Genomic DNA, 12,941 nt, shown 5'->3' with positions numbered 1-12,941 from the left:
CCGGCACCAGGGTTCGGGCGTGCGATTGCGGATTGAGTTCCCGACCGAACCGTTCGACCTGGACGGGGTGCCGGCCCACGCCCTGGAGGCCCGACGGGTTATCGAGGAAGCGGGCCTCGACATGGAGGTCGGCCCGTTCGACTCGACCGACGTGGGCGAGGCGGACGTCGTGCTCACGGCCCTCGACAAGGTGTTTCGAGGCCCGCTCGGCGTCGGCGCGACCCGGATCTCGGTACAGGTCGACACCGTGCCGGAAACCCCGGGAGGCCACGCATGAGCCCCGCCGAACACCCGCTGTCCGCCGCCATCAAAGCCCTGGTGGCCGCGCTCGGCGCCGAACTCGTCACCCCGGACGAGGCCGGCCCCGAGGACGTCGTCCTGGACTGGGAAGCCGAGCCGGTCGTCGCCGTCCGCCTCCCGGGCCTGACCTCCGCCCTCGACCGCCTCCTCGCCGACGCCGAACACCGGCACGGCCCCCTGGCCGCCCTCGACCGCGAGGCCAAACAACGCGTGGTCCGCACCCTCGAACAACGCGGCGCGTTCACCATCCGCCGCGGCGTCGAAACCGTGGCCGCAGCCCTCGGCGTAAGCCGCTTCACGGTCTACAACCACCTCAACCGAGAAACCCGAGGCTGACGCCCCATCACCGCGGAGTCCGCGCACCCCTCGACCATCCATGCATCACCAACACATCCCGCCACCGCGGCACCCCACCCACACCGACCCCATCCCGCCGCCGAAACGCCATCATCTCGGAGGCGGTTCCCGCGTATACGTATCCACGCTCGGCACCTACGCGGATGATCTCCTCCGGATGGACCGGATAGGTCCGCATGGCAATGTGCACGCATTCGGCTCCACGAAAGCGCCGCCCCAGATCACGCAGGAGCTTGTCCCGCGCCCAACCACGACGATGCAGGACCCAATATCCGACCCACAACGTGACCACCACGGCGGTTCCGAGAAACACCGTCAAGTTCTTCATCCCCGGTGACTCCGAAGCCTCTGCTGACGCGCCCGCACTCGCTGCAGGGCACAGGGAACAGGGAACGCCACCGTCCGAACGAAGTGGTACGTGATGGCACCGGAGCCGTCGGGAGCCCACGCCTCGACCGCGAACCCGTATGCCGCGGCACTTTCCGCCACTTCCTGGGGCGACATCGAACGCGGGTCGATGCGACTGCTCGTCCGGTCCGCCGCACTCAGGTCGTTCGCCAACCTCCAACGCGCGCGCAGCCCATCCGAGATCCGAGCCGCCGGCCTCCGCCAGTACAGCCACATCCAAAGGCCGCCCCCAAGCCCGACACCGACCTCGACGAGCAACAGCACCCACACGGCGGTCAGCCCCCTCCGGCAGTCTCGTGCACGACCCGCGCGCCGAACAGCAGACGCATCAGTGCGGCACAGTAGTGCGCCCAATCGTCGGGATTCAGCACTCCCAGGAACAGCTCGACGGAAGTGCCGGAACAGGATCCGGCCTCGAAGATCGCACAGGCCGTGCGCGCTCGGAGCTTGGGCAACTCGATCGTGGCCCCTGGAAACGGATTCGGATCCCCCTCCCACGCACCGAGGCGGACAGTACAGAGCCCGGCTGGGATCTCGAACGTATGAAAGGTCGCGTAGGCATCCCGAAGGTCCGGTGTGGGAACCACTTCTCGCCTGATCCGGCCCGTCAAGTGGGCAGCGGTGATGCTTGCCCGGCCCTCCACACGAGCCAGCGCTCGGGCAACCAGGAAGTAGCCACTGTCAGGCCGTAGTGCCGTGAATATGGCGGGGAGCTCGAATTCGAGCCGAGAAGCCGACGGAACTTGGGATCCGATATGCGTAGTCATGGTGCGCCGCGCCGCCCTCACTTCCCGAACTTCGGAGTTTGTGAGACCCGCTGTTGCTCGCGTTGGAGAGCCTCGACGAAGGTTCGGTCCTGCTGGGTCAAAACCGGTACGGGCTCGGCCTTCTCCCTGCCGCCGCCTCCGGCGGAGAAGGCCCAGTTCCATGCCTTCTCGATTGGGTCGGTGCTGGTGACCCATCCGGTTGCCGTGGACGCGTCGACAAGCCCGGTGGCGATTCCGAATGGCACTGCAACGACGACTCCGGCAAGCAGAATGGGTGCGTTGTTGCTCAGCGCTATCAGTGGCAGGGCCCCGAGGGAGTCGGTGAAGTACGTGTATCCGGGTACCGACGAGCCCATCAAGTCTGCGGAACCGTGCAATACCAACGACAAGCCCGAGAATCCGGCTGCCACGAAGGCAACCGGCATCGCGGCCCCCGAGGCCGGCGGAATCACTTCCAGTACGAGGCTGAGCATGCCTGCGCTCGTGCCGATCTTCCCGCTGATGTCCCCCATCTCGTTGAGCACATCCCCGACCTGCCTGAGAGCACCCTTGTGCTCCGGCGCCTTCGGTCCTTTCTCGGCTGCAGCCTTGATCACCACCGCGGCGGCCTTGGCCTCGATCTCGTGCTCGCGATGCAGTTGTGCGGCCCGGCCGAGAATCGCGTCGAGCGCCGTCTTCGCCGCGTCGTTCTCCGCCTTGGCCGCCACCACACGTTGCCGGTCCGCGTCGGACAAGCGCCCATACACGAACATCGGGACGTCCGCCGCCTCCTTGGTCTGCGCGATCCGCGCCCGGGCGGCGCGCGCCTCCATCTCCAGCCCCACCGCCCGCTGTTGCAGGTGGCTCAACTGGTCGGCCCATGCCTGCAACACCGCTCGCGTGGACGTGAAAGCGGCGTCCATGCCCACGAACTTGGGCCGCAGCACCATCAGTCGCGCCCGCATTCCGTCGGCTGCCGGGCCGGTCCAGGAGGCCGTGGCCCCCACTGCCTGATCGATGGCGTTCAGGATGGTCGCGGACTGGTCCACCGCGCGCTGCACATTGCCCGCCAACGCGCTGACGGCTGCCGGGATACCCGGGGTCGGATTCACCAGCAATCCGGGGAAGTTCGGGTCCGCGGCCACGAATCCACCGAGACCGCCCAACCCGCCACCGGCACGCCAGACGGCCTGAAGGTAGTCCTCGTCCGCGCTCATGACTCGGGATTCAGCACGGATCGGATCGTGCTGCGCGCAGGAGCGGTCGCCACCACGGGCACGGCCTGCGGCACCGGCCCCTCACCCGACCCATCGGGCCCGGCCTGCGACGCGTCGGGCGCATCATGCGCGCCGGACGCAGAGGGCGCACGCGACGGCGTGAACGCCGATCGCACCGCTCCCTCCGTTTGCGAGTAGTTCGCCCGGGCCAGCCGGATTGCGTCCGCGGCGTGTTCGAGGTCCGCACGCATGAACTTCAGGCCGTGGTTCCAGTTGTCGTGAAACTTGGCGCACGCGTGGTCCAAGTCCTTGTGCCCGGTGCGGATCGGGCCGGTTTCCTTGAGTGCGTCGAGTGACTGTTCGAGCACATTCGTGCCCTGTCGCAAGTCGCCCGCGAGTCGATCGAGCCAGCCGAAATCGACCCCGAATTGCCCATCAGGCATGAGCCCCCCGCCCACTTCGAACGCCTGTTGCACGAATCGCGACGAAGCTAGCACAGTGCGTGTCCAATCACCGCGGATTGGCTCGTGCGCCTCCCGTCTCGAGAGCGTCCGGAGGAAGGAATTCCGTTTGGTGTGTTTCCGGGCTGGGGAACGGGTGTCGGGGTGGTTGGCTTCAGCAAGCTGTTGACGGTGGGGATTCGGGGCGCCTAGCGTGCCCGCCATCGTCGGATCGGGGTATCCGCTCGGGTGCGGGGTTCGGCTCCGGACGGTCCGGCGGCCGCGTGAGGAGGTTCCCGGGATGTCGTCGGTGCCAGGACTCGACAGGCTCAACCACGCGTCCGACGACGAGGCGATCCGGGTGCTCCGTGGGGTCTGCACGAGTGGTGCCTGGATCGGTGCGGTGCTCGCGGCGCGGCCCTACGGCGACCCGGACGAGTTGTACGCGAGTTCCGACGAGGCGGTCGCGGCGCTCACCACCGAGGATCTCCGGGAGGCGATCGACGGCCACGCCGTGATCGGCCGCCCGCGTCCCGACGATCCGCGGTCCGCGCGCGAACAGTCGGGGGTCCCCCGGGCGGGTGACGCGGTGTTGGCCGACCTGCGGGCCGGGAACATCGCGTACGAGAACCGGTTCGGCCGGGTCTTCCTGATCTGCGCGAGTGGTCGCAGCGCCGCGGAGATGCTCGCCGAGCTGCGGCACCGTCTCGACAACGACCCGGCGTCCGAGTGGGAGGTCACCCGCGAGGAGCTGCGGAAGATCAACCGCCTGCGCCTGGAAGGGCTGATCTCCGCATGATCTCCACCCACATCCTGGACACCAGCGAGGGCCGACCGGCAACCGACGTGCCGGTCGAGTTGTCCCGGCGCACGGCCGACGGAACGTGGATCGTGCTCGGCACGTCCGCCACGAACGCCGACGGCCGCTGTCCGGACCTGCCGCCGCTGGGGGTCGGGCCGGACGCCGGACCGGTCGACGTCCGGCTGGTCTTCGACGTCGCCGCGTACCGCCGCGCCCGCGGCGAGACGCCGTTCTTCCCGGAGGTCCGGGTGGTCTTCACCGCCGACCCCGAAACGAACTACCACGTACCGCTCTTGCTCAACCCCTACGGATACTCCGTCTATCGAGGAAGCTGACAGGCCGCCGATCGACCCTACGGTTCGATCGAGAGCACGGTGCACCGCAAGGGTGTCACCCCGCGAATCCCGGTGGACTGAACGCCGGCCGCCTCGGGCATCCACCCCGGAGGCTTCTCCGTCCGCCGTCCCGCCTCCGGGCCCGCACGCACGCACGCACGCCCGCAGTACCGGACGGCGTTACGTTCGCACATCGAACCGCTGCCGCAAAGGAACCGCCCATGTCTGTAGGGAACTCCGAGGCCGAGGCGAACTCCGTAGGGAACTCCGAGGCGGGTTCCGTGGGCGAGTCCGAAGCGCACTCCGCGCGGAATTGCGCAGGCGGCTCCCCCGCAACCTCCCCGGGGGCCACCACCGTCGGCCCCGCCGCCCCCCGGCGCGTCGTCATCGAGAACTGCGCGATCGCAACCGTGGACGCGCGGGACACCGAGTACGCCTTCGGCCACATCGTGGTCGCGGGCAACCGCATCGAGTCGGTCGGCGCCGGGGCCGCCCCCGCCGGCCTGGAAAACGTCGTGCGCCGGATCGACGGGACGGGCCACCTGGTCGCACCGGGCCTGGTCAACACGCACCACCACTTCTACCAGTGGATCACCCGCGGCCTCGCCCAGGAGTGCAACCTCTTCGACTGGCTCGTGACGCTGTACCCCACCTGGGCGAAGATCGACGACGAGATGTGTTACGCCGCCGCGCAGGGCTCGGCCGCCGCGCTGCTGCGCTCGGGTTGCACCACCTCCACGGATCACGCGTACGTCTTCCCCAAGGACGGCGGCGACATCCTGGGGGCGGAGATCCGCGCGCTGGCCGAACTGGGCATGCGTTTCCAACCCACCCGCGGCTCGATGGACCTGGGCCGATCGCAGGGCGGGCTGCCGCCGGACGCGTGCGTCGAGGACACCGACGCGGCACTCGCCGCGACCGCCGAGGCGATCGACACGTGGCACGACGCGTCCTTCGACTCGATGGTGCGGATCACCGCCGCCCCCTGCTCGCCGTTCTCGGTCACTCCGCAACTGCTGCGCGGAGCAGCCGAGTTGGCCCGCGCAAAGGGCGTGCGACTACACACCCACGGCTCGGAGACGGTGGAGGAGGAGGCCTTTTGCCGGGAGAAGTTCGGCATGGGCCCCACCGACTACCTGGAGAGCGTGGGCTGGCTGGGCGAGGACGTGTGGATGGCGCACTGCGTACACATGAACAACTCGGACATCGCCAAGTTCGCCGCCACCGGCACCGGCGTGGCGCACTGCCCGTCCTCCAACGCCCGGCTGGCCGCGGGCATCGCGCGCGTGCCGGAGATGGTGGCCGCCGGCGTACCGGTCGGCCTGGGCGTGGACGGCGCCGCCTCCAACGAGTCGGGCGAACTGGGTACGGAACTGCGCAACGCGCTGCTGATCGCCCGGCTGCGCGGCGGCCCGGCGGCGATGACGGCCCGTCAGTCGTTGCGGCTGGGCACGATGGGCGGTGCGAAGGTGCTCGGTCGCGAGCACGAGATCGGCTCGCTGGAGCCCGGCAAGCTCGCCGACCTGGCGATGTGGCGGGTGGACGGCGTCCTGCACTCGGGCATCGTCGACCCGGTCGCCGCCCTGGTCCTGGGCGCGGCGGCACCGCTGACCCTGCTGCTGGTGAACGGTCGCGAGGTGGTCGAACAGGGCCGGCTCTCCCGGATCGACGAGGAGGAAATCGCCCGCGACGTGGCCCACGCGGCGGCTCGCCTGCGCGCCGAGTGAGCCGCCGGCGCAGTTCGGCGTTCGCCGATTCCCTTGCGGGGTCGTCAGTCGTTCGCCGTCGCGGCCCTGGCGACCAGGACCAGCGGTACGGTCGCGCACTGCGTGGCGGAGGCCACGGTCATGGTGCGCACGCCGGTCCGCGCGGCGATGTCGACCAGGCGCGCGGCGTCGCACAGATACGGCCGGGCGTGCGGCACGTCCCGGGCGCAGGTGGCCGCGTCGACGAACGCGGGCAGCCACGGCAGCCCGTCCTGCCCCTGGATGAAGACCACCGACTCGGTGTCGTCGATCGGGACGACCACGCCGCCGGCCACGATCTCCGCGAGCAGATCGGCGGGGTCGGTCTCGGTCTCGTCGGCACGGTCGAGGATGGCGGCCAGGGCTGGGTTCGCGGCAGTCATGCCATGATCATATGGGCCCCGATTGTCGGGATTGGGCGCCGCCGATCGAAACCGCGCCCGGCGTCGGGGCGAGGGGGCGGCCCACCCCGGGCCGGTCCTGGCGTCGGCCCGCTCCCTCGCCCCCGATCCGCACCGGGCGCAAGCCAGGCCCGGCCCGCCGGACACGGCCTAAGCCTCGCGCCCCAGTGTCCGCAGGTAGGCGCGCCAGCCACCGAACTCGGTGATCTCCCGGTGCCGGCCCGACTGCGATTCGCCGCGCCGCAGGATCATCGAGAAGCAGGCCGAGCCGTCCTCCAGTTCGATGATCCCGAACTCCAGCTCGGCCGGCTCGGTGGGCAACAGGCTGTCCCGCAGCACCTCGTCCGGAACCTCGTACACCTCACCCTCGATCTGCGCCTCGCTCGCCGGATCGGGCAACAGACCCGGGCAGCGGTCGTCGATGGAGAAGAAGCGATAGCCGGGCGCGGTACGGGTCTTGGCGACCAGCGGCGCCCCCTCCAGGTGGTGGTGGAAGGGACCACCCTCCATCGCCTGGCCGTTGAGGAACATCCGTGCCATGTGCTGCCTCCTGTTCGATGCCCTCGGGTGCGAGGTGTCGGCGGGTGTGCACGCATGCGCGTGTTCGGCGCCAACACCATCGCCGCACCCGGGGTCGGATGCCACGTCACCCGCGGCCGAAGCGCCCTGCGCATGTGCGGAACGACCGGTCCCGCCCGACCGCACACGTCGGACGGCCGCCGGGGTGGGACCGGCCGTTCCTCGTCTCCGGGGGATTGCGAACCGCTCGACTCAGTCGAGGAGTTCGCATCCCGGCAGGGTGAGGAAGTCGACGAACTCCTCGGCCAGAGCGACCTTGAGGAACAGGTCGCGCGCGTCCGCCCAGCGGCCCGCCTCGAACCGGTCTTCGCCGATCTCCCCGCGCAGTGCGCCCAGTTCCTCGACGACCAGGCGCCGGACCAGGTCCGCGGTCACCTTCTCGCCGGTGTCCGAGAGCACCACACCGTTGTTGATCCACTGCCATACCTGGGATCGGGAGATCTCCGCGGTCGCCACGTCCTCCATCAGGCCGAAGACGGCGACCGCGCCGTATCCGCGCAACCACGCCTCCAGGTAGCGCAGTCCGACCCCGACCGCCGCATGCAGTCCGGCGCCGGTCGGCGACCCGTCCGCGGACGCCACGTCCAGCAGCTGATCCGCCGTCACCTCGACGTCGTCCCGGGTGCGTTCGATCTGGTTCGGCCGATCGCCGAGCACCGTGTCGAAGGCCTCGCGACAGACCGGCACCAGGTCCGGGTGGGCCACCCACGAGCCGTCGAAGCCGTCGCCGGCCTCGCGGTCCTTGTCGTCGCGCACCTTGGTCAGCGCCGCCGCGTTGGCCGCCGCGTCGCGCCGGGAGGGGATCACCGCCGCCATCCCGCCGATCGCGTGCGCGCCGCGCCGATGGCAGGTGCGCACGAGCAGTTCGGTGTACGCACGCATGAACGGCGCGGTCATGGTGACCGCGTTGCGGTCCGGCAGCACGAACGCTCCGCCCGCGTCGCGGAAGTTCTTCACGATGCTGAACAGGTAGTCCCAGCGGCCCGCGTTCAGGCCCGAGGCGTGCTCGCGCAGTTCGTACAGGATCTCGTCCATCTCGAACGCGGCCGTGACCGTCTCGATCAGCACGGTGGCCCGGATCGTGCCGTGCGGGATGTCCAGCAGCTCCTGCGCGTGCCGGAACACGTCGTTCCACAACCGGGCTTCGAGGTGGCTTTCGATCTTCGGCAGGTAGAAGTACGGGCCCAGGCCCCGGTCGAGCAGCCGGGCCGCGTTGTGGAAGAAGTACAGGCCGAAGTCGACCAGCGCCCCGGCGGCCGGCGCCCCGTCCACCAGGACGTGCCGTTCGTCCAGGTGCCAGCCGCGCGGGCGCATCACCACGGTGGCCAATTCGTCGTCCGGGCGCAGCCGGTAGGTCTTGCCCTCGGCGGTGGAGAAGTCGATCCGCCGTTCGTAGGCGTCGATCAGGTTGAGCTGATGCGCGACCACGTTGTGCCAGGTGGGCGCCGAGGCGTCCTCGAAGTCGGCGAGCCAGATCCGGGCACCCGAGTTGAGCGCGTTGATCGTCATCTTGCGATCCGCCGGACCGGTGATCTCCACCCGCCGGTCGCGCAGCGCGGGCGGCGCCTCCGCGACGCGCCAGTCGGCGGCGCGCACCTCGGCGGTCTCCGGCAGGAAGTCGAGCCGGCCGGTGCGGGCGATCTCCTCGCGTCGGGCCCGGCGCAGGTCGAGCAACGCGTCGCGACGGCCGCCGAACCTGCGCTGCAGGCTCGCCACGAAATCCAGCGCCCCGGTGGTGAGCACCTCGTCCGCGCGCGGCACGGAGCCGCCGGTCGCCGTGCCGTGCTTGACCACGATGGTCGGTGCACTCATGGGATGGCTCTCCTTCGCCGTCGACGCTCTTTTGTAGAGTGGACATTAGTTTCCGCAAAACGGAAGTTCAACGACGTGTTGAAGTGTTCTCGACGGAGGTTCGTGCCGTGGCCGCACGCGACTCGGGTAGCAACGGCACGAGCGGTGGCGTCCAGTCCCTGGAACGCGCGTTCGACCTCCTCGAACTGCTCGCCGACGCCGGCGGGGTGCTGACGCTCAGCGAACTCGCCGCGCGTTCAGGATTGCCCATGCCCACCATCCACCGCCTGGTACGCACGCTCGTGTCGCTGGGTTATCTGCGTCAGGACTCCTCCCGCCGGTACACCCTCGGCCCGCGACTGATCCGGCTGGGCGAGACGGCCGGCCGGCTGCTCGGCAGCTGGGCCCGGCCGTACCTGGCCGAACTGATGGAGACCACCGGCGAGACCGCCAATCTCGCGGTGCTGGAGGCGGGCGAGGTGGTCTACGTCGGCCAGGTGCCCAGCCGGCACTCGATGCGGATGTTCACCGAGGTCGGCCGACGGGTGCAGCCGCACTGCACCGCGGTGGGCAAGGTCCTGCTCGCCCAGTTGCCCGAGCCGGACGCCGCCCGCGTGCTCGGCGGCCGACCCCTGGCCTCGCACACCGAGCACACGGTCACCGATCCGGCCGAACTGCTCGCCCTTCTCCCGCGGATCAGGGCGCAGGGCTATGCCGTCGACGACCAGGAGCAGGAGCTCGGCGTGCGCTGCGTCGCGGTCGTGGTCCCGGGAGCACCCACCGCGACCGCGCTGTCCGTGTCCGGCCCCGAGGGCCGGATCCGGGCGATGGAAGAAGAGTGGATGACCACCAGAATGCAGGAGATCGCCGCCCGCCTGGGCGCACACCTGGGCGGCACCGAACCGGCCCCGCAGCCGACGCCCCCGAACTGACCCCCACGCCCGATCCGTACCCGGCCCGCCCCCGGCGGCGCGTTCGGACGAACCCACCACACCACGCAACGCGCCCGCCCCGCCCGGCCACCCCGACGGCACCCGCGGCCGGCTCGACTGCGAGCGTCCAGCGGCGGGTCGCGGTCGGGTCCCCGGGGCGGGCGGCACGTGTCCACTGCCCGCACGCGCATCGGGCCGCCTGCCCCGGCGCGGACCGCCGCGAACCCGGGGTCCATCCCGCGCGTCGGCCGGCGACGCCGCGGACGCACCCGGCGGACCGGCGGGCGCTCGGTTACTACCCTGGGTGGCATGACGACCTCACTGATCACCGGTGCCACCTCGGGCCTCGGCGCCGCGTTCGCCCGACGGCTCGCCCACGAGGGGCACGCCCTCGTCCTGGTCGCGCGCGACCGGGAACGGTTGGCCGAATCCGCCCGCGACCTGCGCGAGGAGCACGGCGTGTCGGTGGAGGTGCTGGCCGCGGACCTGTCCCTGGACGAGGGAATCGCGGCGGTCGAGGCCCGACTCGCCGATCGCGCCGCGCCGGTGGACGTGCTGGTCAACAACGCGGGCTTCGGCAACCGGGGTTCCTTCCTGGACGCGTCCACGGCCGACGAGGTGCGCATGCTCAAGGTGCACTGCGAGGCGGTGCTGCGGCTGACCGGTGCGGCGAGTGCGGCGATGCGCGAGCGCGGCCGCGGCTGGGTGATCAACGTGGCGTCCGTCGCGGCCTTCCTGCCGCGCGGCACCTACGGCGCGAGCAAGGCGTGGGTGGTCTCCTTCACCGAGGGTGCGGCCCGCGAACTCAACGGCAGCGGCGTGCGGTTGATGGCGCTGTGTCCGGGATTCGTGCGCACCGAGTTCCACCTGCGAGCCGGGATGGGCACGTCCAACATCCCCAACTGGATGTGGCTGGACGCCGATCGGGTGGTCGCCGCCGCGATCCGCGACCTGGCTGTGGGCCGCACGGTCAGCGTGCCGGACCTGCGCTACAAGGCGGTGGTCGGGCTCGCCAAGCTCACCCCACGTGGCCTGTTCGGCAGCGTGTCCACCAGGACCGGCCGGGTGTACGGGCCGACCCGCCCGTAGTCCCCGGCCCGACACGCCACAGGCCCCGCCGACACGAAGTCGACGGGGCCTGCGGGCGCGTACCGGGCGGGGCGGTGGGATCGTCACGCCCCTCCCCCGGGCATCCGCGAGGTTCGGGGCCGGGGGGGGGGGGGGGGGGGGGGGGGCGCGCGCGCCGGCGCGCGGGGGGGGGGGGGGGCGGCGGGGGGGGGGGGGGGGACCGCCCCCCCCCCCCCCGGCCCGGCGCGGGGGGGGGGGGGGGGCCCGGGCCCCCCCCCCCGCCCCCCCGTCCGGGAAGCCGGGCCGTCAGCGGCGCGGACGGCTCTTGGGCCGCTCGCTCTTGCCGCGGCGGGCGGCCTTGGGGGATTCGAGGGTGTCCGTCGCCTCCGCTGCCGGTGCCGGTGCGGAGTCTGCACGCTCGGCTTCGACGAACAGCGAGTTCTTGTTCTGCAGGTGGGGTTTCGACTTCTGCTTGGCCATGGCCGTTTCCTCCTACGGAGAACCGATGGTCGGTCGTCAACCACTCTCACATCGATCATCACGCCGCGCATGTCGAGGGCTACGCATCGTAATGATCAAATGCGAATGGCAGCCCTAAATTGCTTCTACGATGCGTGGATGCTCCTTGACCCGTCCGGGCGCCCAGCCCGGCCCCGATACCGCCGTGTCAAACGACGGATCGTCGGCTCCCTGGCCGGCCTGGGCATCGCGATCGGCTGCGTGCAATATCTGGCGCCCACGTACCTGAGCAACGACTCGAAGTCGTCCCTGTCCAGCGCCACCCTCCCGGCCACCAAGCCGCCGCAGGCCGCCGCCGCACATCCGCCCGCGGACACTCTCGACAGCCGCCGGGGCGGCTCCGCCGTCGACGGCCGCAGCTACATCCGCGCCCCCGGCGCCCGCCCGATGGTGTTCGGGCACCGGGGCGCGCCGCATCTGGCCCCGGAGAACACGCTGCCCTCGGACGAGGCGGCCCGCCGCTCCGGCGCGGACTGGATCGAGAACGACGTACAGCCCAGCGTCGACGGCGTCCCGCACATCATGCACGACGTCACGGTGGACCGAACCACCAACGGCAAGGGCCGCCTTCGCGACCTGACGAGTGCTCATCTGGCCACGCTGGACGCCGGGAAGTGGTTCAAGCCGTCCTTCGCCGGCACCCGCGTGATGACCCTGCGCGAGCAACTCGCCGACCTGCGCACGCACGGCGGCCGGCTGCTCCTGGAGATCAAGACCCCGCACACCCGGGAGGAGATCTCCCGGATCGTGCAGGAGGTGCGCCTGGCCGGCATGTCCGGCCGGGTTTTCGTACAGAGTTTCGATCAGGAGTCGCTGCGGATCACCCGCGATCTCGCCCCCGAACTGCCGCTCGGACTGCTCCGGGAGCACCTCGACGCCGATCCGGTCGCGTTGGCCAGGGAGCTGCGCCTCGCCTCCTACAACCCCTCCTACCAGGGCCTGCGGCAACGCCCGCAGCTGGTGGCCCAGTTGCACGCGGCCGGGATCGCGGTACTGGCCTGGACGCCGGACGACCCCAAGGAGTGGGCCGCACTCGACGACGCCGGAGTGGACGGAATCATCACGAACCGCACCGCCGACCTGGTCTCGTGGCTCACCGCACGGCACGGAAAGGCCCTCGGCAAACCCTGAGTCGACGCACCGCAAGGGGTGTCCCGCCGGACACGACCCGGGCCCGGGGGGGGGGGGGGGGGGGGGGGGGGGGGGGGGGGCCCGGCCCCCCCCCCCCCCCCGACCCGACTCCGGCCGTACGGAGCGGGTCAGCCGCCGAGTTGGGACCTGACCTTGTCGATCTGGCCCTG

General features: G+C 70.9%; 15 protein-coding genes. 8 read left to right on the top strand and 7 right to left on the bottom strand.

The genetic code is table 11. The annotated features are described in order from the left end of the window. Nucleotides 1–19: 19 nt before the first annotated feature. Nucleotides 20–277 (top strand): hypothetical protein, encoded by a 258-nt coding sequence (locus tag ACIBM5_RS15710; protein WP_396007341.1) that lies wholly within the window; start codon nucleotides 20–22, stop codon nucleotides 275–277. Further along, the gene (locus tag ACIBM5_RS15705; RefSeq protein WP_396007340.1) at nucleotides 274–636 is read left to right on the top strand and encodes a helix-turn-helix domain-containing protein; all 363 of its coding nucleotides are present in this window, start codon (nucleotides 274–276) and stop codon (nucleotides 634–636) included. The genes ACIBM5_RS15710 and ACIBM5_RS15705 overlap by 4 nt, the downstream gene beginning before the upstream one ends. A gap of 704 nt (nucleotides 637–1,340) precedes the next feature. Here ACIBM5_RS15705 and ACIBM5_RS15700 read toward each other — a convergent pair. The 3 genes from ACIBM5_RS15700 to ACIBM5_RS15690 all read right to left on the bottom strand — a co-directional run bounded on the left by ACIBM5_RS15700 (nucleotide 1,341) and on the right by ACIBM5_RS15690 (nucleotide 3,504). Beyond that, on the bottom strand, nucleotides 1,341–1,520 hold the full coding sequence (locus ACIBM5_RS15700; RefSeq protein ID WP_391589432.1) for a hypothetical protein: 180 nt from the start codon (nucleotides 1,518–1,520) through the stop codon (nucleotides 1,341–1,343). 329 nt (nucleotides 1,521–1,849) lie between these two features. After that, nucleotides 1,850–3,028: a WXG100 family type VII secretion target gene (locus ACIBM5_RS15695; RefSeq protein ID WP_396007339.1), complete on the bottom strand. Its 1,179-nt coding sequence runs from the start codon at nucleotides 3,026–3,028 to the stop codon at nucleotides 1,850–1,852. Continuing rightward, nucleotides 3,025–3,504: a hypothetical protein gene (locus tag ACIBM5_RS15690; RefSeq protein WP_396007338.1), complete on the bottom strand. Its 480-nt coding sequence runs from the start codon at nucleotides 3,502–3,504 to the stop codon at nucleotides 3,025–3,027. The genes ACIBM5_RS15695 and ACIBM5_RS15690 overlap by 4 nt, the downstream gene beginning before the upstream one ends. 265 nt (nucleotides 3,505–3,769) lie before the next feature. Here ACIBM5_RS15690 and uraD point away from each other — a divergent pair, with 265 nt between their 5' ends. The 3 genes from uraD to ACIBM5_RS15675 all read left to right on the top strand — a co-directional run bounded on the left by uraD (nucleotide 3,770) and on the right by ACIBM5_RS15675 (nucleotide 6,332). Continuing rightward, nucleotides 3,770–4,267, top strand: a complete 498-nt coding sequence (uraD, locus tag ACIBM5_RS15685) for a 2-oxo-4-hydroxy-4-carboxy-5-ureidoimidazoline decarboxylase (protein ID WP_396007337.1) — start codon at nucleotides 3,770–3,772, stop codon at nucleotides 4,265–4,267. Then, nucleotides 4,264–4,605, top strand: coding sequence for a hydroxyisourate hydrolase (uraH, locus tag ACIBM5_RS15680; RefSeq protein ID WP_396007336.1), 342 nt, complete (start codon nucleotides 4,264–4,266; stop codon nucleotides 4,603–4,605). Before uraD ends, uraH begins: the two co-directional genes overlap by 4 nt. 221 nt (nucleotides 4,606–4,826) lie before the next feature. Then, nucleotides 4,827–6,332 (top strand): 8-oxoguanine deaminase, encoded by a 1,506-nt coding sequence (locus ACIBM5_RS15675; RefSeq protein ID WP_396007335.1) that lies wholly within the window; start codon nucleotides 4,827–4,829, stop codon nucleotides 6,330–6,332. Nucleotides 6,333–6,376: 44 nt separating this feature from the next. Here the strand turns inward: ACIBM5_RS15675 and ACIBM5_RS15670 are convergent, their stop codons facing one another. From ACIBM5_RS15670 to aceB, 3 genes are all read right to left on the bottom strand, one after another. Then, on the bottom strand, nucleotides 6,377–6,733 hold the full coding sequence (locus ACIBM5_RS15670; RefSeq protein WP_391589426.1) for an SseB family protein: 357 nt from the start codon (nucleotides 6,731–6,733) through the stop codon (nucleotides 6,377–6,379). A gap of 168 nt (nucleotides 6,734–6,901) precedes the next feature. After that, entirely contained in the window at nucleotides 6,902–7,291 is a 390-nt protein-coding gene (locus ACIBM5_RS15665; RefSeq protein WP_391589425.1) for a gamma-glutamylcyclotransferase, read from the bottom strand. Between the two features lie 231 nt (nucleotides 7,292–7,522). Then, entirely contained in the window at nucleotides 7,523–9,142 is a 1,620-nt protein-coding gene (aceB, locus tag ACIBM5_RS15660; RefSeq protein ID WP_396007334.1) for a malate synthase A, read from the bottom strand. 107 nt (nucleotides 9,143–9,249) lie between these two features. On the opposite strand from aceB, the gene ACIBM5_RS15655 reads away from it, so the two are divergent. Continuing rightward, nucleotides 9,250–10,053, top strand: coding sequence for an IclR family transcriptional regulator (locus ACIBM5_RS15655; RefSeq protein ID WP_396007333.1), 804 nt, complete (start codon nucleotides 9,250–9,252; stop codon nucleotides 10,051–10,053). A 309-nt stretch (nucleotides 10,054–10,362) separates the two neighbouring features. Then, the gene (locus ACIBM5_RS15650) at nucleotides 10,363–11,142 is read left to right on the top strand and encodes an SDR family NAD(P)-dependent oxidoreductase (protein ID WP_391589421.1); all 780 of its coding nucleotides are present in this window, start codon (nucleotides 10,363–10,365) and stop codon (nucleotides 11,140–11,142) included. A gap of 285 nt (nucleotides 11,143–11,427) precedes the next feature. Here the strand turns inward: ACIBM5_RS15650 and ACIBM5_RS15645 are convergent, their stop codons facing one another. After that, nucleotides 11,428–11,601, bottom strand: a complete 174-nt coding sequence (locus ACIBM5_RS15645) for a hypothetical protein (protein WP_391589420.1) — start codon at nucleotides 11,599–11,601, stop codon at nucleotides 11,428–11,430. 138 nt (nucleotides 11,602–11,739) lie between these two features. Between ACIBM5_RS15645 and ACIBM5_RS15640 the strand changes: the two genes are divergently transcribed. Continuing rightward, nucleotides 11,740–12,771 (top strand): glycerophosphodiester phosphodiesterase, encoded by a 1,032-nt coding sequence (locus ACIBM5_RS15640; RefSeq protein ID WP_396007332.1) that lies wholly within the window; start codon nucleotides 11,740–11,742, stop codon nucleotides 12,769–12,771. The last annotated feature ends 170 nt before the right edge of the window (nucleotides 12,772–12,941 follow it).

Origin of the sequence: Embleya sp. NPDC050493 (assembly GCF_044458105.1) — a bacterium.
Taxonomy (GTDB): Bacteria; Actinomycetota; Actinomycetes; order Streptomycetales; family Streptomycetaceae; genus Embleya.
Note: the sequence above shows the minus strand (reverse complement) of the source record. Positions and strands in the feature narration are given on the sequence as shown.

Bases quoted from the DNA above. Each gene is read 5' to 3' on its own strand.
- ACIBM5_RS15705 (WP_396007340.1), top strand. From the start codon at position 274: ATGAGCCCCGCCGAACACCCGCTGTCCGCCGCCATCAAAGCCCTGGTG.
- ACIBM5_RS15665 (WP_391589425.1), bottom strand. From the start codon at position 7,291: ATGGCACGGATGTTCCTCAACGGCCAGGCGATGGAGGGTGGTCCCTTC.
- ACIBM5_RS15695 (WP_396007339.1), bottom strand. From the start codon at position 3,028: ATGAGCGCGGACGAGGACTACCTTCAGGCCGTCTGGCGTGCCGGTGGC.
- uraD (WP_396007337.1), top strand. From the start codon at position 3,770: ATGTCGTCGGTGCCAGGACTCGACAGGCTCAACCACGCGTCCGACGAC.
- aceB (WP_396007334.1), bottom strand. From the start codon at position 9,142: ATGAGTGCACCGACCATCGTGGTCAAGCACGGCACGGCGACCGGCGGC.
- ACIBM5_RS15650 (WP_391589421.1), top strand. From the start codon at position 10,363: ATGACGACCTCACTGATCACCGGTGCCACCTCGGGCCTCGGCGCCGCG.
- ACIBM5_RS15670 (WP_391589426.1), bottom strand. From the start codon at position 6,733: ATGACTGCCGCGAACCCAGCCCTGGCCGCCATCCTCGACCGTGCCGAC.
- uraH (WP_396007336.1), top strand. From the start codon at position 4,264: ATGATCTCCACCCACATCCTGGACACCAGCGAGGGCCGACCGGCAACC.
- ACIBM5_RS15640 (WP_396007332.1), top strand. From the start codon at position 11,740: ATGCTCCTTGACCCGTCCGGGCGCCCAGCCCGGCCCCGATACCGCCGT.
- ACIBM5_RS15645 (WP_391589420.1), bottom strand. From the start codon at position 11,601: ATGGCCAAGCAGAAGTCGAAACCCCACCTGCAGAACAAGAACTCGCTG.
- ACIBM5_RS15675 (WP_396007335.1), top strand. From the start codon at position 4,827: ATGTCTGTAGGGAACTCCGAGGCCGAGGCGAACTCCGTAGGGAACTCC.